General features: G+C 69.1%; 24 protein-coding genes. 12 read left to right on the top strand and 12 right to left on the bottom strand.

The window, feature by feature from the left end; genetic code table 11:
* Nucleotides 1-5: 5 nt before the first annotated feature.
* On the bottom strand, nt 6-1,061 hold the full coding sequence (locus A5712_RS29000; protein WP_068113738.1) for a putative zinc-binding metallopeptidase: 1,056 nt from the start codon (nt 1,059-1,061) through the stop codon (nt 6-8).
* A complete protein-coding gene (locus A5712_RS28995; protein WP_068113736.1) occupies nt 1,054-1,986 on the bottom strand; it encodes a transglutaminase family protein in 933 nt (310 codons plus the stop codon). The genes A5712_RS29000 and A5712_RS28995 overlap by 8 nt, the downstream gene beginning before the upstream one ends.
* A gap of 72 nt (nt 1,987-2,058) precedes the next feature.
* Here A5712_RS28995 and A5712_RS28990 point away from each other — a divergent pair, with 72 nt between their 5' ends.
* Complete coding sequence (locus tag A5712_RS28990) at nt 2,059-2,448, top strand: MmcQ/YjbR family DNA-binding protein (RefSeq protein ID WP_068113734.1); 390 nt, start codon at nt 2,059-2,061, stop codon at nt 2,446-2,448.
* On the opposite strand, the gene A5712_RS28985 is transcribed toward A5712_RS28990, so the two are convergent.
* From A5712_RS28985 to aspS, 3 genes are read right to left on the bottom strand one after another with little or no spacing between them, the layout of a single operon-like run.
* A complete protein-coding gene (locus tag A5712_RS28985; RefSeq protein WP_068113732.1) occupies nt 2,443-3,474 on the bottom strand; it encodes an aromatic acid exporter family protein in 1,032 nt (343 codons plus the stop codon). The genes A5712_RS28990 and A5712_RS28985 overlap by 6 nt on opposite strands.
* A 10-nt stretch (nt 3,475-3,484) precedes the next feature.
* A complete protein-coding gene (locus A5712_RS28980; protein WP_068113730.1) occupies nt 3,485-3,916 on the bottom strand; it encodes a nitroreductase family deazaflavin-dependent oxidoreductase in 432 nt (143 codons plus the stop codon).
* Entirely contained in the window at nt 3,913-5,688 is a 1,776-nt protein-coding gene (gene aspS / locus A5712_RS28975; RefSeq protein WP_068113728.1) for an aspartate--tRNA ligase, read from the bottom strand. The genes A5712_RS28980 and aspS overlap by 4 nt, the downstream gene beginning before the upstream one ends.
* Nucleotides 5,689-5,737: 49 nt before the next feature.
* Between aspS and A5712_RS28970 the strand changes: the two genes are divergently transcribed.
* The 5 genes from A5712_RS28970 to A5712_RS28950 are packed head-to-tail and all read left to right on the top strand — an operon-like array spanning nt 5,738 to nt 10,661.
* Entirely contained in the window at nt 5,738-6,715 is a 978-nt protein-coding gene (locus A5712_RS28970) for an alpha/beta hydrolase (RefSeq protein ID WP_231982271.1), read from the top strand.
* Nucleotides 6,716-6,728: 13 nt separating this feature from the next.
* Nucleotides 6,729-7,616, top strand: coding sequence for an oxidoreductase (locus A5712_RS28965; protein WP_197519530.1), 888 nt, complete (start codon nt 6,729-6,731; stop codon nt 7,614-7,616).
* Between the two features lie 9 nt (nt 7,617-7,625).
* Nucleotides 7,626-8,153: an SRPBCC family protein gene (locus tag A5712_RS28960; protein WP_068113723.1), complete on the top strand. Its 528-nt coding sequence runs from the start codon at nt 7,626-7,628 to the stop codon at nt 8,151-8,153.
* A 9-nt stretch (nt 8,154-8,162) separates the two neighbouring features.
* Nucleotides 8,163-9,041 (top strand): neutral zinc metallopeptidase, encoded by an 879-nt coding sequence (locus A5712_RS28955; RefSeq protein ID WP_068113721.1) that lies wholly within the window; start codon nt 8,163-8,165, stop codon nt 9,039-9,041.
* Between the two features lie 6 nt (nt 9,042-9,047).
* On the top strand, nt 9,048-10,661 hold the full coding sequence (locus tag A5712_RS28950) for an MFS transporter (protein WP_068113718.1): 1,614 nt from the start codon (nt 9,048-9,050) through the stop codon (nt 10,659-10,661).
* Between the two features lie 14 nt (nt 10,662-10,675).
* Here A5712_RS28950 and A5712_RS28945 read toward each other — a convergent pair whose 3' ends face one another.
* Nucleotides 10,676-11,095, bottom strand: coding sequence for a hypothetical protein (locus A5712_RS28945; RefSeq protein ID WP_068113715.1), 420 nt, complete (start codon nt 11,093-11,095; stop codon nt 10,676-10,678).
* A gap of 48 nt (nt 11,096-11,143) precedes the next feature.
* Here A5712_RS28945 and A5712_RS28940 point away from each other — a divergent pair, with 48 nt between their 5' ends.
* Nucleotides 11,144-12,709: a metallophosphoesterase family protein gene (locus A5712_RS28940; protein WP_068113712.1), complete on the top strand. Its 1,566-nt coding sequence runs from the start codon at nt 11,144-11,146 to the stop codon at nt 12,707-12,709.
* Nucleotide 12,710: 1 nt separating this feature from the next.
* Here A5712_RS28940 and A5712_RS28935 read toward each other — a convergent pair whose 3' ends face one another.
* The gene (locus A5712_RS28935) at nt 12,711-13,730 is read right to left on the bottom strand and encodes an Rv2578c family radical SAM protein (RefSeq protein ID WP_068113711.1); all 1,020 of its coding nucleotides are present in this window, start codon (nt 13,728-13,730) and stop codon (nt 12,711-12,713) included.
* Nucleotides 13,731-13,782: 52 nt separating this feature from the next.
* Between A5712_RS28935 and A5712_RS28930 the strand changes: the two genes are divergently transcribed.
* Entirely contained in the window at nt 13,783-14,661 is an 879-nt protein-coding gene (locus A5712_RS28930; protein ID WP_068113710.1) for a haloalkane dehalogenase, read from the top strand.
* Here the strand turns inward: A5712_RS28930 and A5712_RS28925 are convergent.
* A complete protein-coding gene (locus tag A5712_RS28925) occupies nt 14,658-14,885 on the bottom strand; it encodes a hypothetical protein (RefSeq protein WP_068113708.1) in 228 nt (75 codons plus the stop codon). The two genes, A5712_RS28930 and A5712_RS28925, sit on opposite strands and share 4 nt — an antisense overlap.
* An 88-nt stretch (nt 14,886-14,973) precedes the next feature.
* Complete coding sequence (locus A5712_RS28920; protein WP_068113705.1) at nt 14,974-16,494, bottom strand: HNH endonuclease signature motif containing protein; 1,521 nt, start codon at nt 16,492-16,494, stop codon at nt 14,974-14,976.
* Nucleotides 16,495-16,678: 184 nt separating this feature from the next.
* Between A5712_RS28920 and A5712_RS28915 the strand changes: the two genes are divergently transcribed.
* Both A5712_RS28915 and A5712_RS28910 read left to right on the top strand, forming a co-directional pair.
* Complete coding sequence (locus A5712_RS28915; RefSeq protein WP_156766823.1) at nt 16,679-17,155, top strand: hypothetical protein; 477 nt, start codon at nt 16,679-16,681, stop codon at nt 17,153-17,155.
* An 18-nt stretch (nt 17,156-17,173) separates the two neighbouring features.
* Entirely contained in the window at nt 17,174-17,662 is a 489-nt protein-coding gene (locus tag A5712_RS28910; protein ID WP_156766822.1) for a hypothetical protein, read from the top strand.
* A gap of 156 nt (nt 17,663-17,818) precedes the next feature.
* On the opposite strand, the gene A5712_RS28905 is transcribed toward A5712_RS28910, so the two are convergent.
* Genes A5712_RS28905 through A5712_RS28895 form a run of 3 tightly spaced genes read right to left on the bottom strand, consistent with a single transcriptional unit; the run spans nt 17,819 to nt 20,097 of the window.
* Nucleotides 17,819-18,127, bottom strand: a complete 309-nt coding sequence (locus A5712_RS28905) for a hypothetical protein (protein WP_068113698.1) — start codon at nt 18,125-18,127, stop codon at nt 17,819-17,821.
* A 48-nt stretch (nt 18,128-18,175) separates the two neighbouring features.
* Nucleotides 18,176-19,438 (bottom strand): histidine--tRNA ligase, encoded by a 1,263-nt coding sequence (gene hisS / locus A5712_RS28900; protein ID WP_068113696.1) that lies wholly within the window; start codon nt 19,436-19,438, stop codon nt 18,176-18,178.
* Nucleotides 19,435-20,097: an MBL fold metallo-hydrolase gene (locus tag A5712_RS28895; RefSeq protein ID WP_068113690.1), complete on the bottom strand. Its 663-nt coding sequence runs from the start codon at nt 20,095-20,097 to the stop codon at nt 19,435-19,437. The genes hisS and A5712_RS28895 overlap by 4 nt, the downstream gene beginning before the upstream one ends.
* Before the next feature lie 107 nt (nt 20,098-20,204).
* Here A5712_RS28895 and A5712_RS28890 point away from each other — a divergent pair, with 107 nt between their 5' ends.
* Both A5712_RS28890 and A5712_RS28885 read left to right on the top strand, forming a co-directional pair.
* Nucleotides 20,205-21,101, top strand: coding sequence for a peptidylprolyl isomerase (locus tag A5712_RS28890; protein WP_068113687.1), 897 nt, complete (start codon nt 20,205-20,207; stop codon nt 21,099-21,101).
* Nucleotides 21,102-21,180: 79 nt separating this feature from the next.
* Nucleotides 21,181-22,111 (top strand): serine/threonine-protein kinase (locus A5712_RS28885; RefSeq protein ID WP_156766821.1); only part of this gene is annotated, 931 nt, incomplete at its 3' end.

Genomic DNA, 22,111 nt, shown 5'->3' with positions numbered 1-22,111 from the left:
CCCAGCTAGCCCGCTACCGCCGCGGGCCCCCGCGACTCCGAACTCACCTCGTCGATCGCGTCGTGGATGAACTGCATCTTGTCCAGGACGGCGACCGGCAACACGAACGGGTACAGGTCGTCGTGGCCCATCGAGCGGTTCACCATGTTCAGCGACCACGACAGCGGCAGCCACAGCTCGATGATGTTGGGAAAGGCGCTGGGCCCCAGGTTCGGCCGGTCGAAGGTGGCCGACGCCGGCGCCAGCCCGCACCACGCCGACGTGTCCAACGTGTCCCGGATGTGCAGGTAGTGGGCGAACGTCTCGGCCCAGTCCTCGGCGGGGTGCATGGTCGCGTACGAAGACACGAAGCTCTCCTGCCAGCCCTCCGGCGCGCCGTCGCGGTAGTGCCGGTCGAGCGCCTCCTGGTAGTCCGCGTCGGGATCGCCGAACAGCTCGTTGAACCGCGCCAGGTTGTCCTGCGACGGGGTGATCAGCCGGTAGAAGTAGTAGTGCCCGACCTCGTGGCGGAAGTGCCCGAGCAGGGTCCGGTACGGCTCGTCCATCTCGACCCGCAACTGCTCGCGGTGCACGTCGTCGCCCTCGGCCAGATCCAGTGTGATGACGCCGTTTTCGTGGCCGGTGAACACCTTCTCGTGCGCGCTCGACAGCAGGCGGAAGCCCAGCCCGTAGTCGGGGTCGCGGTCGCGTCCGACGATCGGCAGCTTGAGCTCGTGCAGCTCGGCGATCAGCCGCCGCTTGGCCGCCTCCGCGCGGGCGAACGCGGCCAGACCGTCGGCGTCGTTGTCGTTGGGCCGCTCCAGCGTGAGCGCACACGACGTGCACAACCCGCCGGCGTCATTGCGTGGAACCAGCCAATTGCATTCCGCCAGATGCAGATTCGCGCACAGCTGGTAGTCGTCGGCATCGACGGCGCCGGCGTGCTCGCTGTCGTCGCCCCGGGTGATCACCAGCAGGGCCATCTGCTCGAGGGAGAACCCGAGCGCGCTGCCGCACGACAGGCATTCGGAGTTCTCGAACGCCAGGCGCTGGCCGCAGTTGGGGCAGTGAAAATCACGCATTGAACGCGTCACCTCCAAACGGCACGACGTCGACGGCGACGTCGATCACGCTGTGCTCGGAGTTGGTGTAGATGATGCCGCGCAGCGGCGGCACGTCGGCGTAGTCGCGCCCGCGACCCACGATGATGTAGCGCTCGTCCACCAGCTGGTCGTTGGTGGGATCCAGGCCCAGCCACTCGAACAGGCCGGGCTCCTGCGGGGTCCACACCCCCGCCCAGGCGTGGGTCGCGTCGATGCCGATCATCCGATCCTTTCCCGGTGGCGGGTCGGTGGCCAGATAACCGGACACGTAGCTGGCCGCCAGACCGTTGGCTCGCAGGCAGGCGATCGCCAGCCTCGCAAAGTCCTGACATACCCCTTCCCGGGCCGCCAGAACCTCGTTAACCCCGGTGGAAATCGTCGTCGACCCCGAGCGGTAGGTGAAGTCGGTGAAGATCCGCGACGCCAGGTCGCGCATCACCTCGACCAGCGGGCGCCCCGGCTCGAAGCTGGGGGCGGCGTACTCGCGGACCGCGTCGGTGATCTCCGGCGGGTCCAGGTCCAGGGTGAACTCGGTCGCGAGTGCTCCCCGGCGCCCGGCCGGCCGGGCGGCCTCCCACGGTTGCACCGCCGGCCCGCTGGTGTAGCGCTCCGGCGGCGGCGGATACACGTCGACGATGGAGTCGCCGGTGATCGTCAGCGACTGGTGCGGCTCGGTGACGTGGAAGTACGCACTGATGTTCCCGTAGCTGTCGCTGCTGGTGGAGCTGTCGGCGGGGGCCGGGTCGATGGTCAGCCGGTGCGCCACGCACCGCTGCCGCGCGGAGTCCCGCGGCGTGAGGAAGGCGCGGCCATAAGAGCTGGTCACCACGTCGGAGTAGCGGTACTGGGTGCGGTGGGTGACCCGGTGCCGGCGGGCCTGATTTCCCTCCAGAGCTTGTGACACAACGCTGATCCCATCACACCCCGTTTGCCGATCGCGAGCCAAGCGCGCCATTTCGGGAGCACAATCGAAGACGTGGCCACGTGGAACGACGTCGCCCGGATCGTTGGTGAACTGGCACTCACCTCCGAGCCGTCACCGCACGAGTGGCGGGTCGGCAAGAAGTTGCTGGCATGGGAACGGCCACTGCGCCCGTCGGATCGCGAGGCGCTGGCCGACAGCGGTGTGGAACCCCCGGAGGGCGACATCCTCGGTGTCCGGGTTTCCGACGAGGGCGTCAAGTTCGCGTTGATCGCCGACGAGCCCAGGGTCTACTTCACCACCCCGCACTTCGACGGCTACCCGGCGGTGCTGCTGCGACTGGACGAGATCGCACCGCGCGACCTGGCCGAGGTGATCACCGAGGCGTGGCTGACGCAGGCGCCGAAGAAGCTGGTGCAGGAGTTCCTGGCCGACTCGCTATGAGCGCAGGTCGATGACCCGCTGCAGGTCGTCGACGCAGGCCTGGACGGCGTCGGCGAGCACCACCTGGGCCCTCTCCCGGGCACCCGAGTGCAGCTGCGACGCGTGATGGCGCGCGGCCGCGGTGTACGCGCACGCCCCGGCCGGGTCGGAGTCGGCCAGCGCGGTCGCGGCCGCCAGCACCACCAGCACGCGGTGCACCGGCTCCGGGGGCGCGGCGCGGCACCCGTCATTTCCCGGGGCGACGGCGCGGGCGAGTTCCAGCACCGAGCCGGCGAGCAGGGCCACGTGCACGGCCTGGTGATCGGCCGCCCGCACGGCATCGCGCAGGCCCCAGCGCCGCGGCGCGACGCGCACCACCTGACGGGCGGTGGTGCGCGCCTCGATCAGCCCGCCGAGCTGCGCGTGCACCCGGTCGACGGCCGACAGCGGCCAGTCGGGCGGGGCCTCCCTCCGCCCGGCGGCGAAGTCCGCGGCTCGGGTGAGAACGCCCTGCAGCGTGCTGAACACGCCGACGCGCGCGCTGCGCAGCACCTCCAACGGGTCGGCCGGGAACAGCAGGACCGCGACCACGATGGCCACGCAACCACCGATCAGCGAGTCGAAGATGCGCTCCCAACCAACACCGCTGTGGTACAGCGCCAGCACCAGGATCGCCGACACAGCGGTCTGGTTGGCGAACATCATTCCCTGCCCGATGCGGCCGTGGCCGATGAACACCGCCGCGGACAGCGCGAGGAATGCGGCGACCCCGATGGCGACGGCGCCCGGCCCGAGCAGCCCCTGCACCGCGATGCCCACACCGATCCCGAGGGTCACGCCGACCATCATCTGGATGGCGCGCTGCGCCCGTAGCACGTTGCTGATCGACAGGGACACCGCGGCGGCGATCGGCGCGAAGAACGGCTGCGGGTGACTCAGCAGGTCGTGCGCGATGTACCAGGAGAAGCCCGCGGCGACCGCCGTCTGCACGAGGTTGAACCACAGCGCGCGCAGCCGCTTGAGGCCCGCGCGCGCCGCTCGCTTCATGGCTCCCGAGCTAGGCCGGCTGCAACTCGAACAGCGGAATGACCCTGCTGGTCTTGGACTGGTACTCGGCGAAGCCGGGCGCCGCGGCCGCGACCTTTTCGAACAGCGCGTCGCGCTCGGCCTTGGGCAGCTCGTGCGCGGTGACGTCGAACGCGTCAGTGCCGATCTCGACGTGCGCCGCCGGGTTGGCCCGCAGGTTGTGCACCCAGGCGGGGTCCTTGGGCGCGCCGGCGAACGACCCGATGATGATCAGCTTGCCGTCGATGCGGAAGTAGGCCAGCGGGGAGATGCGGGGCTGGCCGGACTTGGCGCCGGTCGTCGTCAGCAGCAGCAGGTTGGCGCCCTCGAACTGGCCGCCGACCTTGCCCTCGTTGGCCCGGAATTCGTCGATGATGCTGGTGTTGAACGCGTTGATGGTCGCGGTGTCAGGCATTTCGGTCATGCCCGGTCAACCTTCTCCGGCTTGACGTCTATTCCGGATTCCTTGCGCTGCTGCGCGGTGATGGGCGCCGGCGCGTCGGTCAGTGGGTCGACGCCGCCGCCGGTCTTGGGGAACGCGATCACCTCGCGGATCGAGTCGACCCCGGACAGCAGCGCGTTGATCCGGTCCCAGCCGAACGCGATGCCGCCGTGCGGTGGCGCGCCGAACATGAACGCCTCCAACAGGAATCCGAATTTCTCCTCGGCCTCGGCCTTGTCCAGGCCCATCACGGCGAACACCCGCTCCTGGATGTCGCGGCGGTGGATACGGATCGAGCCGCCGCCGATCTCGTTGCCGTTGCAGACGATGTCGTAGGCGTCGGCCAGCACGCTGCCCGGATCCGTGTCGACCACGTCCTCGTATTCGGGCTTGGGCGAGGTGAACGCGTGGTGCACCGCGGTCCACGCGCCGGACCCGACCGCCACGTCGCCGGCGGCGGTGGCGTCCTCGGCGGGCTCGAACAGCGGCGGGTCGACCACCCACACGAACGCCCACGCGTCGGGGTCGATGAGGCCCAGCCGCTTGGCGATCTCGCCGCGGGCCGCGCCCAAGAGCGCCCGCGACGACTTCGCCGGGCCCGCCGAGAAGAAGATGCAGTCCCCCGGCTTGGCCCCGACGTGGCCGGCCAGGCCGGCGCGTTCGGCGTCGGACAGGTTCTTGGCGACCGGGCCGCCGAGCTCCCCGTCGTCGCCGACGAGCACGTAGGCCAGCCCTCGGTGCCCGCGCTGCTTGGCCCACTCCTGCCAGCCGTCCAGGGTGCGGCGCGGCTGGGAGGCCCCGCCGGGCATCACGACCGCGCCGACGTAGGGCGCCTGGAAGACGCGAAAAGTGGTGTCTTTGAAGAACTCCGCGCACTCGACGAGCTCCAGCCCGAACCGCATGTCGGGCTTGTCCGAGCCGAACCGCCGCATGGCGTCGGCGTAGCTGATCCGCGGGATCGGCGTGGGAACCTGGTAGCCGATCAGCGCCCACAGCGCGGCCAGGATCTCCTCGGAGACCGCGATGATGTCCTCGGCGTCGACGAAGCTCATCTCCATGTCGAGCTGGGTGAACTCGGGCTGGCGGTCGGCGCGGAAATCCTCGTCGCGGTAGCAGCGGGCGATCTGGTAGTAGCGCTCCATGCCGGCCACCATCAGCAGCTGCTTGAACAGCTGCGGGCTCTGCGGCAGCGCATAGAACGAGCCCGGGTGCAGTCGCGCCGGGACCAGGAAGTCGCGCGCCCCCTCCGGCGTCGACCGGGTGATCGTGGGGGTCTCGATCTCGACGAAGTCGTGCCGCGCCAGCACCTCGCGCGCGGCCGCATTGACCTTGGAGCGCAGCCGCATTGCCGCGGCCGGGCCGTCGCGCCGCAGGTCGAGGTAGCGGTACTTCAGCCGCAGCTCCTCGCCGGCGGGCTCGTCCAGCTGGAACGGCAGCGGCGCGCTCTCCCCCAGGACGGTCAGCGACCTCGCGTTCACCTCGACCTCGCCCGTCGCGATCTCCGGGTTGGCGTTGCCCTCCGGGCGGATCTCGACGACCCCGGTCACCGCGACGCAGAACTCGGCGCGCAAGTGGTGCGCCTGGGCCAGCACATCTGGGGCGCGGAACACGACCTGAGCGACGCCGGACGCATCCCGCAGGTCGATGAAGATGACGCCGCCGTGATCGCGGCGCCGCGCCACCCAGCCGGCCAATGTCACCTGCTGGCCCGCGTCGCTGCTCCTCAGCGCACCGGCGGCATGGCTGCGCAGCACGAATTACTCCCCTTTTGCCCGATTTGAACGACTGCCCAGTCTAGAGTGCATGAGCGACGTCGCCGCGGACGGATCAGGAGTGCAGATGACCACTTATGCGTTCGACCCGGAAATCGCCGCCGTCGTTCCGCTCCTGCCCGATCTGCCGGGCGACGATCCGCTGGCCATCCGCGCAGCGCTGTCGGAGATGATCGCCCAGTTCCCGCCGCCCGACACCACCGGGGTGCAGATCGAGGACCGTCAAATCCCGGGCCGCGACGGCGATCCCGCGGTGCCGATCCGGATCTACCGGCCCGACCAGCGCAGCGCTCCGGCCGCGATCTACCACGTCCACGGTGGCGGGTTCATCGCCGGCGATCTGGACACCGAACACGCCTCCAACGTCGCGCTGGCGCGCGAACTCGGCGTGGTCGTGGTGTCGGTCGACTACCGCCTCGCCCCGGAAACCCCGTTCCCCGGCGGGCTGGAAGACGTCTACGCCGGGCTGGTCTGGACGGCGGCGCACGCGGACGAGTTGGGCGTCGACCCGCAGCACATTGCCATTCAGGGCACCAGCGCCGGGGGCGGGCTGGGCGCCGCGCTGGCGCTGTTGGCCCGCGACCGCGGTGGACCGCACATCGCCTTCCAGTTCCTTTCCGTGCCCGAACTCGACGACCGGCTGGCCACCGCCAGCATGATCGCGTTCACCGACACGCCTTTTTGGAGTCGCCCGCGGGCAATCGTCAGCTGGGACTGCTACCTGGGACCCGGCCGGGCCGGCGGCGACGACGTATCGATCTACGCCGCGCCGGCCCGCGCCACCGACCTCGCCGGCCTGCCGCCCGCCTACGTGTCGGTCATGCACTTCGACCCGCTGCGCGACGAGGGCGTCGCCTACGCGCTGGCCATGCTCGCCGCGGGCGTGAGCGTCGAATTGCATTTGTTCCCCGGCACTTTCCACGGCTCGATGCTGATCCAAGACGCGGCGATCTCGAAGCGCGAGCAGGCCGAAACCGTCGCGGTGCTGCGCCACGCGCTCGCGCTCTAGTAATTTCGGAGCTATCGCCACCAACATCGCACTCGTCGGTCCCGGCGCCGTCGGCACGACGGTCGCCGCCCTGCTGTACAAGGCCGGGCATTCCGTCCTGGTGTGCGGCCGCACGCCCCGGGACGCCATCGAGCTGCGGCCCGACGGCGGCGAACCGATCGTGGTGCCCGGCCCGGTGCGCACCGATCCCGAAACGGTCGACGGCTCCGTCGACGTGGTGATCCTGGCGGTCAAGGCCACCCAGAACGACGAGGCCGCCGGCTGGCTCGGCCGGCTGTGCGACGAACACACGATCGTCGTGGTGCTGCAGAACGGTGTCGAGCAGGTCGAGCAGGTGCAGCCGCACTGCCCGTCGTCGCCGGTGGTGCCGGGGATCGTTTGGTACGGCGCCGAGACCCAGCCCGAGGGATGGGTGCGGTTGCGCACCGAACCGCGGCTGGTGCTGCCGTCCGGACCCTCGGCGGAGACGGTGGCCGAGCTGCTGCGCGGCGCCGGCGCCCAAGTGGACTGCGACCCCGACTTCATCACCGCTGCGTGGCGCAAGCTGCTGGTCAACGCGCTGGCCGGGTTGATGGTGCTGACCGGGCGGCGATCCGGGATGTTCCACCGCGACGACGTCGCCGCGCTGTCGCGCCGCTACGTGGCCGAATGCCTGGCCGTCGCGCGCGCCGAGGGCGCCCGGCTGCCCGACGACGTGGTCGACGAGCTGGTCGACATGTTCCGCAAGGCGCCGGAGGACATGGGCACCTCGATGCTGTTCGACCGGGAAAACCACCGGCGGTTCGAATGGGACATCCGCAACGGCGTGATCGTCCGCAAGGCCCGCGGCCATAACCTTCCGACCCCGATCAGCGACATCCTGGTGCCGCTGCTGGCAGCGGCGAGCGACGGGCCGGGTTAGATTCAAGCCATGTTCCCTTGCGAGCGTGTCGACCTGGGCTTCGTCGAGACCGCGCCGTTTCGGTTCCGCAACAGCGTCGACCTCGCCGTCATGCCCGAGCAGCTGTTCGAGGTGCTCCGCGACGCCGAGTCCTGGCCGCGCTGGGCGCCGGTGATCACGAAGGTGACCTGGACCAGTCCCGAGCCGCGCGGCGTCGGCACCACCCGCGTCGTCGAGATGCGCGGCGGGCTCGTCGGCAACGTGGGGGTACCTCCCGCTTGCGGGGGAGAGTTCCTCGCATGGGAACCCTTCACGCACATGGCATTCCGGTTCAACGAATGCTCGTCGAAGGCCGTCGCGGCGTTCGCCGACGACTACCGGGTCGAGGTCATCCCCGGTGGCTGCCGGCTGACGTGGACCATGGCGCAAAAACCGGCCGGCCCGTCGCGGTTGGCCATGCCGTTGGTCGGACCGCTGCTCAACCTGGGGCTCCGCCGGTTCCTGCGCAACCTGCGCAGCTACACCGACGCCCGGTTCCCCGTCACCCGGCAACCTTAGGAGCGTGCGATGACCTTCAACGAGGGCATGCAGATCGACACCAGCACCGCGTCGTCGTCCGGTGGCGGCGGGATGGGGATGGCCATCGGCGGCGGCGGGCTCGGCCTGCTGATCCTGCTCGGGGCGCTGTTTTTCGGCATCGACCCGGGCCGCATCATGCCCCAGCAGCAGACCAACAACGGCGGCTATTCGGCGCCCGGTTTCGACCTGAGCCAGTGCAAGACCGGCGCCGACGCCAACAAGTACGTGCAGTGCCGCGTGGTCGCCACCGGCAACTCCGTGGACGCGGTGTGGCATCAGCTGATGCGCAACTACACCCGCCCGCACGTGCGCCTGTTCACCGGGTCCGTGGACACCGGCTGCGGCCCGGCCACCACCGCGGTCGGGCCGTTCTACTGCCCCGTGGACCAGACGGCGTACTTCGACACCGACTTCTTCCAGGAACTTGTCGACAAATTCGGTTCCAGCGGTGGGCCGTTCGCGCAGGAGTACGTCGTCGCGCACGAATACGGCCACCACGTGCAGCAGTTGCAGGGGGTGCTGGGCCGCTCCCAGCAGGGCGCGCAGGGCGCCGGGGGCAACGGGGTGCGCACCGAGCTGCAGGCCGACTGCTACGCCGGCATCTGGGCCCACTACGCGTCGACGGTCAAGCAGGAGAGCACCGGCGTGCCGTACCTGGAGCCGTTGAGCGACAAGGATATTCAGGACGCGCTCTCGGCGGCGGCGTCGGTGGGCGACGACCGCATCCAAAAGCAGGCGACCGGACGCGTCAACCCCGAGTCGTGGACGCACGGGTCGTCAGCGGAACGGCAGAAGTGGTTCACCATCGGCTACCAGACCGGTGACCCCAACCAGTGCAACACCTTCGCAGCGACCAATCTGGGTTAAGCGCTGATGGCGGTGTTGGACGGGGAGCGCATCGACGACGGCCAGTCGTCGGCGTTCGCGCCGTTGCGCAACCGCATCTTCCGCAACCTGTTCGTCGCGCAGTTCGTCTCCAACATCGGCACGTGGATGCAAAGCGTGGCGGCACAATGGTTCCTGATTGAGGCCCACAGCAGCGCCACCATCGTGGCGCTGGTCCAGACCGCCAGCCTCGGGCCGACGCTGCTGCTGGGAATGTTCGCCGGCGTGCTGGCCGACCTGTTCGACCGGCGGCGCCTGCTCGTCGTCCTGCAGTCGTATGCGGTGGTGGTGGCGCTGGCCCTGGCGGTGCTGACCTACCTCGGTAAGCTCACCCCCGCCGCGCTGTTGCTGTTCACCATGGCGATCGGCCTCGCTACGGCGCTGACCGCGCCGGCCTGGCAGGCGATTCAGCCCGAAGTCGTTCCGCGCGAGCAGATCCCGTCCGCCGCGAGTTTGTCGAGCGTCTCGGCGAGCGTCGGCCGGGTGATCGGGCCGGCGATCGGCGGTGTCGTGGTCGCAATCGCCGGTCCGGCAGCGGTGTTCGCGATCAACGCCGTGTCGTTCACCGGGATCATCTTCGTCTTGGCCGGCTGGCAACGGCCCAAGCAACTCGCGCCGCTCGAACGAGAACAGTTCGGCCAGGCCATGGTGAGCGGATGGCTCTACGTCGTCAACAGCCCGATTTTCCGCAGGATCTTGTTGCGCACAGCGCTTTTCGTGTTTCCCGCCTCGGCCCTGCTGGCCCTGTTGCCGGTGGCCGCCGCCCGCAGCTGGCACCTGGGAGCCAGCGGCTACGGTCTGACGTTGGGCGCCATCGGTTGTGGCGCGGCGCTTGCCCTGCTGGTCCCGGCCCCGTTACGGGAGAGGGTGCCACCCAACGCGTTGTTGGCGGCGTGCGCCGCCGCGTACGGAATCGGGGCGCTCGCGGTGGCCCGGCTGTCGTTCGCCGCGGCGGCACCCTTCCTGGTGCTATCGGGGACGGCGTGGCTGCTGACGCTGACGACGTTGAACGCGGCGGCCCAGCTGCACCTGCCGCGCTGGGTCCGGGCCCGCGGTCTGGCGATGTACCTGCTGGTCTTCACCGGCTGCCAGGCGATCGGCGCCTACGTCTGGGGTCTCCTTGCCACGCGCGACGGGCTCAAGGTCGCGCTGACCTGGTCGGCGGCGCTGCTGGTCGTCGCCGCCCTCAGCGTCACCGTCCTCGGGTTGCTGCCGTCCACCGGGAAGCTGAGCCGCAACATCTCCAACTGCTGGGCGGCGCCCATGCTCATGCTCGAACCGCGCCCCAACGACGGGCCCGTGCTGGTGACCGTCCGCTACCGGGTGCCGACGGAGAACCTCCAAGAATTCGTCGAGGCGATGGCCGCGGTCAGGCGGTCACGCCTGCGGACGGGGGGCCACAGCTGGCGGCTCTATCGAAGCCTGGAAGAACCCGACCTCGTCATGGAGCGGTTCACCGTGCCGTCCTGGACCGAGTTCGAGCGCCAGCACACCGAACGCTGGCTGGAGTCAGACCACGACGGCGCCACCAAGGCGACGAGCTACACCGTCGAGGACTCGAAACGACACGAGTACTTCCTGGCCGTGCGCGTGCACAAGTGAGCGGCGCCGGTCGGCTAGCCGGGTCGGCAGGTGACGGTGGTGGTGGCGTCCGCATGCGCCACCACCTGACCGTCCACGGCGATCTCGCAGTGGAACTGGGCGGGGCCGTTGCCCGAGTCCGGCCAGTGCAGCATGCCGCTGGCGGTGATGGTCGCGAACTGGTTCGGGTTCGCCAGCGTGGCGGTGTAGGTGACCGGCGCTCCCCCGCTCAGCGGCGCCTGCACGCTCGTCGTGAACTTCGACGGGTCCGCGTTGTAGGCCGCCTGGCTGGGCGGATCGGAACTCACGTAGCTGACCGTGGCGGTCAGGTTGTTGGGGCTCGTCACGGTGTAGGTCACCTGATGGCCGTCCGCGTGTGAGATCGCGGGCGTGAAAGCCAGTCCTGCGGCCGCCGCGAGAGCGGCCCCGCTGATCACTTTTCGCACGTTCCTCATATCGAAAACGCTACCGGATTTGTTACTTGCGTCAGGTATGAAGCAGGCATGACCGACGGTCCGGGGATCAGTCGCCGCAGGCTGTTGACCACGAGCGCGGTCTCGGCCGCCCTGGGGGCCGGCATCGGGGGCGGGGCGGTGCTGCTCTGGTCGCAGGCGCGCGGTCCGGCCGTCTGGTTTCAGCCGGACCGCGGCGGCGCACCCCCGGTGACCGGCCTGCATCTGCAATTCGGCGCGAACGCGGCCACCGAGGTGGTGGTGTCATGGCACACCACCGAGGCCGTCCGCAATCCCCGCGTCATGCTGGGCACCCCGGCCGCCGGGCTCGGGCGCACCGTGGCCGCGGAAACCCGGACCTACCGAGACGCCAAGTCCGGCAACGAGGTCCGCGTCAACCACGCGCGCCTGAGGGGCCTGATCCCCGACACCGACTACGTGTACGCGGCGGTGCACGACGGCGCCGAGCCGGGCGGCGGCACGGTGCGGACCGCCCCGTCGGGGCGAAAACCGCTGCGCTTCACCAGCTTCGGGGACCAGTCCACCCCCACGCTGGCCCGGCTGCCCGACGGCAAGTACGCCAGCGACAACATCGGGTCGCCCGCCGCCGCGGACACCACGCTGGCGGTCGAGCGTCTCGGCCCGCTGTTCAACCTCGTCAACGGCGACCTGTGCTACGCGAACCTGGCGCAGGACCGCATCCGGACGTGGTCGAACTGGTTCGAGAACAACACCCGCTCGGCGCGGTTCCGCCCGTGGATGCCGGCCGCGGGCAACCACGAGAACGAACTGGGCAACGGGCCAATCGGGTACGCCGCCTACCAGACCTACTTCGCGCTGCCGGACTCGGGGTCGAGCCCCGAAGCCCGCGGCCTGTGGTACTCGTTCACCGCGGGGTCGGTGCGGGTGATCAGCCTCAACAACGACGACGTGGCCTTCCAGGACGGCGGCAACTTCTACGTGCACGGCTATTCCGGCGGCGAGCAAAAGCGCTGGCTGGCAAGCGAACTCGCCGCGGCGCGGCGCGACCCCGACGTGGACTGGGTCGTGGTGTGCATGCATCAGACGGCGATCTCGACCGCCGACCGGACCAACGGCGCCGACCTCGGCATCCGCCAGGAATGGCTGCCGCTGTTCGACCAGTATCAGGTCGATCTGGTGGTGTGCGGGCACGAGCACCACTACGAGCGATCACATCCGTTGCGCGGTGCGCTGGGCACCGATACCCGCACGCCGATACCCGTCGACACCGGCGGCGAAGTCATCGACTCGACCCTGGGCACGGTGCACCTGGTCATCGGCGGCGGGGGCACGTCCGCGCCGTCCAACGGGATGTTCTTCCCCCAGCCCCGGTGCCGCGTGATTACCGGCGTCGGGGCTTTCGACCCCGAGATCGGCCGCAAGGCGCCGATCTACGTGGTGGAAGACGCGCCGTGGTCGGCGTTTCGCGACCGCGAAAACCCTTACGGCTTCGCGTGTTTCGACGTCGACCCGGGCCAACCCGGGGGCAACACCTCGATCAAGGCGACGCACTATTCGGTGAGCGGGCCGTTCGGCGCGGTTTCCGTGGTGGACCAGTTCACGCTCACCAAGCCCCGCGGCGACCGGCCCGCCTAACTCAAAACAGCGTCGGCTGCGGCGGCGCGGGCGCGGCGGCGGTCGGCGGGACCGGGCGGGGATCGCCGCCGAGGCGGTGCTTGGCGATCAGCGGGGCGGCCCGTTCGCGCAGCATGTCGCGGTAGGTCGGCGGCAAATAGGCGCCGCGCCGGTAGAGCTCGCGGTAGCGGCCGACCAGCTCCGGGTGCGAGCGGGCCAGCCAGGACATGAACCAGCCGCGCGTCGAACCGCGCAGGTGCAGGCCGAAAACCGTGACGCCGGTGGCGCCGGCCGCGGCGATCTGGCCGAGCAGTCCGTCGAGGTGCTCGGTGGAATCCGTCAGGTGCGGCAGCACCGGCGCGACCATGACGTGGCAGCCCAGGCCGGCGTCCCGGATGGCGGTGATGAGGCCCAGGCGTGCCTGCGGCGTCGGCGTTCCCGGCTCGACGTCGCGATGCAGTTCGGGATCGGCGACGGCCAGCGACACGGACACCGACAACGGAACCTGTTGTGCCGCATCGCCTATCAGGGGCAGGTCACGCCTGAGCAGGGTGCCCTTGGTGAGGATCGACAGCGGCGTGCCGGATCCGGCGAGCGCGCCGATGATGCCCGGCATCAGCGCGTAGCGCCCCTCGGCGCGCTGGTAGGGATCGGTGTTGGTGCCCAGCGCGACCGTCTCGCGCCGCCACGACGGCCGGCGCAGCTCGCGGTTCAAGACCTCGGCGACGTTGGTCTTGACCACGACCTGGGTGTCGAAGTCGGCGCCGCAGTCGAAGTCGAGGTATTCGTGGGTGGGGCGCGCGAAGCAATAGCGGCAGGCGTGCGAGCAGCCGCGGTAGCCGTTGACGGTGTAGCGGAACGGCAGCGCCGACGCATTGGGGACCTTGTTGAGCGCCGACTTGCACAGCACCTCGTGGAAGGTGATGCCCTCGAATTGCGGGGCGCGGACGCTGCGGACGAGGCCGATCCTGCTTAAGCCCGGGAGGGCCCCGTCGTCGACGGGGCTGCCGTTGACCGCGACGGCCTGGGTGGACCAGCGCATGCCCTCTATTCGCACTTTTGTTCGATCGATTGTCAAGTGACAGGATGTCCCCATGGAGCTGCGATACCGCGAGATCGCCGGCAAGCGAATGGCCTACATCGACGAGGGCGAGGGCGACGCGATCGTCTTTCAGCACGGCAACCCGACGTCGTCCTACCTGTGGCGCAATGTCATGCCGCATCTGGAGGGGCTGGGCCGGCTGGTGGCTTGCGACCTGATCGGCATGGGCGCGTCGGAGAAGCTGAGCCCGTCGGGTCCGGACCGCTACCACTATGCCGAGCAGCGAGACTTCTTGTTCGGGCTCTGGGACGCGCTCGAGCTCGGGGACCGCGTGGTGTTGGTGCTGCACGACTGGGGCTCGGCGCTGGGCTTCGACTGGGCCAACCGGCACCGCGAGCGCGTACAGGGCATCGCCTTCATGGAGTCCATCGTCACCCCGATGACATGGGCGGATTGGCATCCCAACATACGCGGTGTCTTCCAGGGGTTCCGGTCGCCGGAGGGTGAGCGGATGGTGTTGGAGCAGAACATGTTTGTCGAAGCGGTGCTGCCCGGCGCCATTCTTCGCAAACTCTCCGACGAGGAGATGAACGCCTACCGGCGCCCGTTCCTCAACGCCGGCGAGGACCGGCGCCCCACCCTGTCGTGGCCACGCAATATACCGATCGACGGCGAGCCGGCGGAGGTCGTCGCCGTCGTCGACGAATACCGGAGCTGGCTGGAAAAAGGCGTCGAAAATGGCGGGGTGCCAAAGCTATTCGTCAACGCCGAGCCCGGCGCCATCCTGAACGGCCGCATCCGCGATTACGTCCGGACCTGGGCCAGCCTTAGCGAGGTCACGGTTCCCGGCGTGCACTTCATCCAGGAGGACAGCCCGGACGAGATCGGTGTGGCGGTGGCGGAGTTCGTCAGGCGGTTACGGTCCGGTTAGTCCTTCATCCCTCGCTCGTGTCGGATGAACACGGCGGCGCCACCCAGCATCAGTGCCAGCGTGAAGCCGGCGAGGTCGGTGCTGGTGGGTTGGTGGGTGCTCATGTCGAACGCGGTCAGCGCGAAGGTGGTCAGGAGCGTCAGCAGGAAGATCAGGCCGGTGTGGCGCGCCGGCGCAAACCCGAGGAGGAGAAGCCCGACGGCCGCGACGAGCAGCGAGACCATTGCGGCCCTCCTCATCTGACTCACCGGACCGCTAGGCTACGGCATTCTGCGACGGGGCGTAGCCAAAACCTGATCCGCCGCGACGCAGCTAGAACGGTGGCGGTTCGTCGTCGTCGTCGGTGGGTGGGGGTAGGGCGAAGTAGTCGCGGGTCTCGGCTTTTCGGGCTAGGCGGGCGTCGCGGTTGTGGCGGCGTTCAGTGGCCACCCGGGAGGCGCGGTCTTGGGCGCGGGTGCGCCGGCGTTTGGGCATCATCGCGGCCCGCTGGTCGCAACAGTCGTGCGGCGGGTCCGCCTCGGGGGTGGGCATGCCGCCGACGGCGTAACACAGGCTGGGGAACAGCAGCGCGCTGCCCGGGGTGGTGACATAGGTGTGCCCGGCCGGGGAGGTCAAGATCAGCGTCCCGTCGGCCAGTTGTTTTTCCGTCCAGCCCCAAAACGTCTTGATCAAATGATGAGTACGGCAGTAGCACTTCAGGTTTGACGCATGCGTGGCCCCACCCTGGGCATAGGGGATGGTGTGGTCGATATCGCAGCCGATGGCCGGGGCATCACAGCCCGGCCAGCGACACGTCAAATCCCGACACCGCACGAAATCGGCCAACGCCTGCGACGGGGTGTAGCCGTCCTCCGGCGGCGCGTCGCCGGGGTGCACCAACGGCACCAACTTGGCCGACTTGGCGAGTTCCTGCAGGAGTTCGGGGGTGATTAGCCCATCGGCGCCCACCTCGGATCCCGGGGCGGTGCTGCGCCCGTCCAGGGTGGCCTGCTCGGCGATCACATGCATCACCACCGGGCCCGCCGCGGGCCGCTTGCCGGCCGCGCAGTCGGTTCGCTCGCAGCGGCAGCCCAGCCGATCCGCCCCGGCCGCTAACGCCCCTAAGGCGTCGGCGCGGCGCTGCTCGCGGGTGCGCGGATCGTGCGGGCACACCGTGGCTGCCAACCCGTTGAGGCGCTTGTCCAGGGCGTGGGCGTCCGGGGTGAACAGGGTCCCATGAATCTCAGAGATGCCGCTTTGCAGCCGATCATCGATCCACACCTCGCGGTCGACCTGCTGCTCTTTTCGGCGGCGCACCGCATCCCGATCGGCGCGGGCCACGATCCGATCCACCTGCCCGGCCAACCGGCTCCGGCTCATCGAGGGCCAGCGCGCCACATTGGCCGCCAACTGGGCGTCCACCCGCGCCAGCACAGAGGGGTCCCCGATCAGATCGGTGCGATACACGATCGTCTGAAACAGCCGGAAATCGATATCCCCGGCCCGAAACACCCCAGCCACCTCGGGCAGCCGCTCGCGCATGGCGCGGGCGTAGCGCAGCCGGCTCGCCGCCAGGCCCTGGCTGATCCGCAACGCCGCCCCCACCTCCGCGGCGACCGCCTCCATCGTGTCGATCGCCCAGTCCTCGGTCTCCGAACACCGCGACAACCGGTAGCGGAACAAGTCACCGATCGCATCCAGCTGCGCGGCCGCCTGCCGGTTCTCCGCCCGCGCCGCTGCGCAGATTCGATCGACCATGGCCGCGGACTCCGGCGTCGTCGACGGGTGATGCCGCTCGATCATCTCGTCGAGACGAGCGACCGCCTCCGCCGACACCACCCGTCTTTCGAACATGTGTTCGAGTATACCACGGTCCGCTGACCCGTCAGAAATGCGTGCGTACGTCCAGCCGACAATCCGCCGATGCCGCGAGGTCGCCGCAAGAATCGCGCAAGGATCAGGCAAGCCGACTGCGGGATGTTTTGCACGAGCACGCCACCCCAAGACCCCGCGATCTTGGTCCCGGAAGGACACCCACATGACCACAACGTCGTACCACCGGAGGGCAATGACAATCGCAAAGCTCGCCTTGGTCGCAATGACAGCGGTCGTCGCTGCCACCGGCGTTCCGGCCGCTGCACACGCGGATGCGAGCTACGACTTTCAGACCCCGTCGGGCGATATCCACTGCAAGATGGGCTATGCCCAGGGGACCAATCCGGGCGTCGTTTGCACCATCGCGAACTCCACCTACACGGGAAAATGTCAATCCGGCGGCTTAGTCGCTTGGCCGCAATTCACACTTTGGCAGGGCGGATCGCCGGAGTCGCCTAGGGACATGCCGTGTGTCGTCGGTGATAACAAAACGCCGATATCGCGCACGCTCGACTATGGGCAGAAAACGCGCTGGTTAGGGGCGATCAGTTGTGACAGTGAGCAATCCGGACTGACGTGCACCGACAGCAGCACGGGTCACTTCTTTCGGGTGGCGCGGGAGTCCTACCAGTTGGGCTGATGCAGGCCCCAGAATGTCGTGACGACGCGCACCGGCAAAGAACGCTTAAAAGGAGCAAACAGGAAAATCAAAACGATCGCGGCGATGTCGATCGCGAGCGTCGCGGCGGCGGTTGGCCTGGCCGCGACCGCGCACGCCGACAACGAGGAGGTCGACTTTCAGTCGCCGTCAAGAAACATCGCCTGCACGATGTTGTTGGTGCCGGGCGATAACGGCAACAACAATGTGCAGTGTGATCTTGCTGATCACACCTTTCAGACACCGGGAACGTGCAGAACGTCGGCAACTGGTGTTGCGGCGATTCTGAACATCTCAAGGCCTCAGCCAGACGTGGGCTGCGACGCATACGCTTCCCTGCTTCCCTCCTCCTGGCCCGTACTCGACTACGGCCAGTCGCGATCGCTCGGCGTGCTCCGCTGCGATAGCGAACCTTCGGGGGTAACTTGCACCAACACCAAAACCGGGCACTTCTTCCGCCTCTCGCGCGACTCCTACCAAGTCGGCTGATTCGCGTGCGGCTGCGGACGCTCGTCAGGCGCCGCAGAAGCGGCTGGAGCCATACTTGCCGCACCAGATGTCACCGGCGTTCGCATCGCTGAGTTCGGCGTCGTTGTCGGCTAAGTGGAGGACGGTGACCCCGTCTGGCGAAACGACGAGCTCGGCCTACAACCCGGGCAGGCAGATGGGCGCTCCGTAGCACGGCGGCGGTCCCAGCGGCTGCCGGGGAGCGTCGCCCTCCCAGACGAACTGGCCGACGTTGCCCATTCCCCCGACGGGGACCCAGTACCAGTGGTGGCAGACGTTCATGTCCCACCGGACATCCGGCATCGGCAGCGGTTTCCCCGGGCACCAGTCGTGCGGGACGGTGAAGTTGTCGGCATGGGCGGTGCCCGCGGTCAGCCCCAAACCCGCCACCGCGACGCCGCCCGAAAGCAGCGCCCCGGCAGCCACTTTCTTCAGGGTGGTATCCATGACCGCAATGTAGCGCCGGGCGCTTGGGAAATTCTTGCGCCGGATCGGCTACGGGGCCAACCTCGAAAGCACCTCGGCGACAACGGAATCCGTCGCGACGGACACTTGATCACCCGACGCGAGGTCCTTCACCCCGACGGTCCCCGCCTCGAGGTCGCGCTCGCCGAGCACGAGGGCGATGCGGGCGCCGGAGCGGTCGGCCGCGCGCATCGCGCCCTTGAGCCCGCGGTCGCCGTAGGCCAGGTCGACGCGGACTCCGGCGCTGCGCAGCTGCGCGGCGAGCACCGCCAGCGAAAGCTTTGCCGGCTCGGACAGCGGCACCCCGAACACGTCGCAGCGCGTGGTCTCCCCCACCGTCTTGCCCTCGGCGCGCAGCGCCAGCATGGTCCGGTCCACCCCCAGCCCAAAGCCGATGCCCGACAAGTCTTGTCCGCCGAGCTGGCTCATCAGGCCGTCGTAGCGGCCGCCGCCGCCGATCCCGGACTGCGCACCCAAACCGTCGTGCACGAACTCGAAGGTGGTCTTCGTGTAGTAATCCAGCCCGCGCACCATCCGCGGGTTGATCACGTACGGCACCCCGAGCGCGTCGAGGTGGGCCAGCACCGTGTCGAAGTGTTGCTTGGCGCCGTCGGACAGGTGGTCGAGCAGCACCGGCGCGTCGGCCGTCATGGCCCGCACCTCGGGCCGCTTGTCGTCGAGCACCCGCAATGGATTCAGCTGCGCGCGTCGCCGCGTCTCCTCGTCGAGGTCTAGCCCGAACAGGTACTCCTGCAACAGTTCCCGGTACTGCGGGCGGCAGCTCTCGTCGCCGAGGGAGGTGATCTCCAGCCGGAACCCGTCGAGGCCCAGCGACCGGAAGCCGCCGTCGGCGACGGCGATCACCTCGGCGTCCAGCGCCGGGTCGTCGACGCCGATCGCCTCGACACCGACCTGCTGCAGCTGGCGATACCGGCCGGCCTGCGGACGCTCGTAACGGAAGAACGGGCCCGCATAGCAAAGCTTCACCGGCAGCGCGCCGCGGTCCAGGCCGTGCTCGATCACCGCGCGCACCACCCCGGCGGTCCCTTCGGGCCGCAGCGTCACCGAGCGGTCACCGCGGTCGGCGAACGTGTACATCTCCTTGGACACCACGTCGGTGGATTCGCCGACGCCGCGGGCAAACAGGGCGGTGTCCTCGAAGATCGGCAGCTCGACGTCGCCGTAACCGGCCCGGCGGGCCGCGGCCAGCAACCCGTCGCGCACCGCGACGAACTGCGCCGAATCGGGCGGGAGGTAGTCCGGCACCCCCTTGGGGGCAGAGAACTCCGTCACCGGCTCAGGCCCTCGAGGAACGGATTGAAACGCCGCTCCGCGCCGATGGTGGTCGACGGTCCGTGGCCCGGCAGGACGACGGTCTTGTCGTCGAGCACCAGCAGCTTGTCGATGATCGACGTCAGCAGGTCGCGGCCGCTGCCGCCGAACAGGTCGGTGCGGCCCACCGAGCGCTCGAAGAGCGTGTCGCCGGTGAAGACGACCTCTTTGTCCCCGGCCACCCGGAAGACCACCGAGCCGCGGGTGTGCCCGGGCGTGTGGTCGACGTTGACGGTCACGCTGCCCAGATCCAGCTTGTCGCCGTCGCGGTCCAGCTCCACCACCTGTTTGGGCTCCCGGAAGAACGCGCCCGTCACCAGCTGCGCCAACCGCGGGCCGTAGCCGTGGATCGGGTCGGTCAGCATGAAGCGGTCCTCGGGATGGATGTAGGTGGGGCAGCCGAAGGTGTCGGAAACCTTCTGCGCGGACCACATGTGGTCGATGTGCCCGTGGGTCAGCAGCACCGCGGCGGGGGTCAGCCGGTTCTCGTCCAGGATTCGGCGCAGCGCACCCATCGCGCGCTGACCGGGATCGACGATGACGGCGTCGGTCCCGGGCCGGTCAGCCAGCACATAGCAGTTGCACTGCAACATGCCGGCGGGGAATCCAGTGATCAACACGGTTCCCAGTTTCCCACGGGCCCCGGTTGGCACCGGTCACCGCGCCCACATTAGCCTGGGCTGGCAATCTCGGGCCCCGACTTACCAACCATGGAGGCATTCCGGCCGTGCCGACCAACGAACAGCGACGTGCGAACGCCAAGCGCAAACTCGAGCGGCAGCTCGAGAAGCGCCAGAAGCAGGCCAGAAGGCGCCGGATCGTGGTGATCGCCGGGGGTTCGGTCGCGGCGGTGGCCGTGATCGTCGCGGTGGTGATCGCCATCGTCAACACCAAGCACGAGAACAAGAGCAACACCGCGGCGCCGACCAGCACCACCGCCGCCAGCAGCTCCCCCGACAGCACGACGCCCGGTCCGACGCCGGGCGTTCCGCCGTTGCCGCCGTTCAAGCCGTCGGCCAACCTCGGCGCCAACTGCCAATACCCGGCGTCGTCGGACGCGGCCGCCAAACAGGTCAAGCCGCCGCGGACCGGCAAGGTCCCGACGGACCCAGCCCAGGTGAGCGCGAGCATGGCGACCAGTGAGGGCAACATCGGGCTGATGCTGGCCAACAACGAATCGCCTTGCACGGTCAACAGTTTCGCCAGCCTCATCGGCCAGAAATACTTCGACGGCACCAAATGCCACCGGCTGACCACGTCGGACACGCTCGGCGTCCTGCAATGCGGCGACCCCAAGGGTGACGGCACCGGCGGCCCCGGCTACCAGTTCGCCAACGAGTACCCGACCGACCAGTACCCGCCCAACGACCCCAAGGCTCAGCAGCCGGTCGTCTATCCGCGCGGCACCCTGGCCATGGCCAACGCCGGACCCGGCACCAACGGCAGCCAGTTCTTCATGGTCTACAAGGACTCTCAGCTGCCGCCGCAGTACACCGTCTTCGGCACCATCCAGGCCGACGGGCTGGCCGTCCTGGACAAGATCGCCAAGGCCGGTGTGGCCGGCGGCGGCGAGGACGGGGCCCCGGCCAGCGAAGTCACCATCAAGTCGCTGCTGCTCGACTAAGCCCTCGCCACGCGCAACACCGTCGGCGGATTGGTGAGAATCGCCAGTCTCACCTGATCCACCGTTTATGGTTCGTGGGGTGACCGTGGATCCGGAGTCGTTCGGCCGCTACCAGATAATGGGGTTGCTGGGCCGGGGCGGCATGGGACGCGTGTACCGCGCCTACGACCCCGCCACCGATCGGGTGGTGGCGCTCAAAGTGCTCCCGCCGCATTTGGCCGAGGACAATCAGTTTCAGCAAAGGTTCCGCCGCGAGGCACGCATCGCGGCCGGCCTCAACGATCCACACATCGTGCCCATCCACGGCTACGGCGAGATCGACGGCCAGCTGTATGTCGACATGCGACTGATCGAGGGGCGCGACCTGGCGGACTACATCGTCCAAAGCGGTGGGCGGCTCAGCCCCGAGCGGACCGTCGCGGTGATCGAACAGGTTGCGGCGGCGCTGGATACGGCCCACTCGGTGGGCTTGATCCACCGCGACATCAAGCCGAAAAACATCCTGGTGACCGCGGCGCGAGATTTCGTCTACCTGATCGATTTCGGCCTCGCCCGCGCGCAGACCGACACCGAGCTCACCGGGACCGGCGCCACGATGGGCACCGTGGCCTACCTGGCGCCCGAACGCTTCAGGGGCACAACGGATCACCGGGCCGACGTGTACTCGTTGGCCTGCGTGCTCTACGAGTGCCTCACCGGAAGCCGGCCCTTCCCCGGCGACAGCCTCGAGGAGCAGCTCAACGCGCATGTGAACACGCCGCCACCGCGAGCGTCGATCATCGCGCCCGGCGTCCCGCCAGCCCTCGACGCCGTGATCGCGCGGGGCATGGCGAAGGACGTCAACGCCCGCTACCAGTCGGCCATGGAGCTCGCCGAGGCGGCCAGGGCAGCGCTGACCGCCACCGACGCGCCGCCCGGCGCAGCGCCGCCCCAGGCCGCCCCGCCACCCCCCCCCCCCCCCCCCCCCCCCCCCGCCGCCGCCCAGCCCCCCCCCCCGCCCCCCCACCCGG

Source organism: Mycobacterium sp. E2327 (genome assembly GCF_001672675.1).
GTDB lineage: Bacteria > Actinomycetota > Actinomycetes > Mycobacteriales > Mycobacteriaceae > Mycobacterium.
Note: the sequence above shows the minus strand (reverse complement) of the source record. Positions and strands in the feature narration are given on the sequence as shown.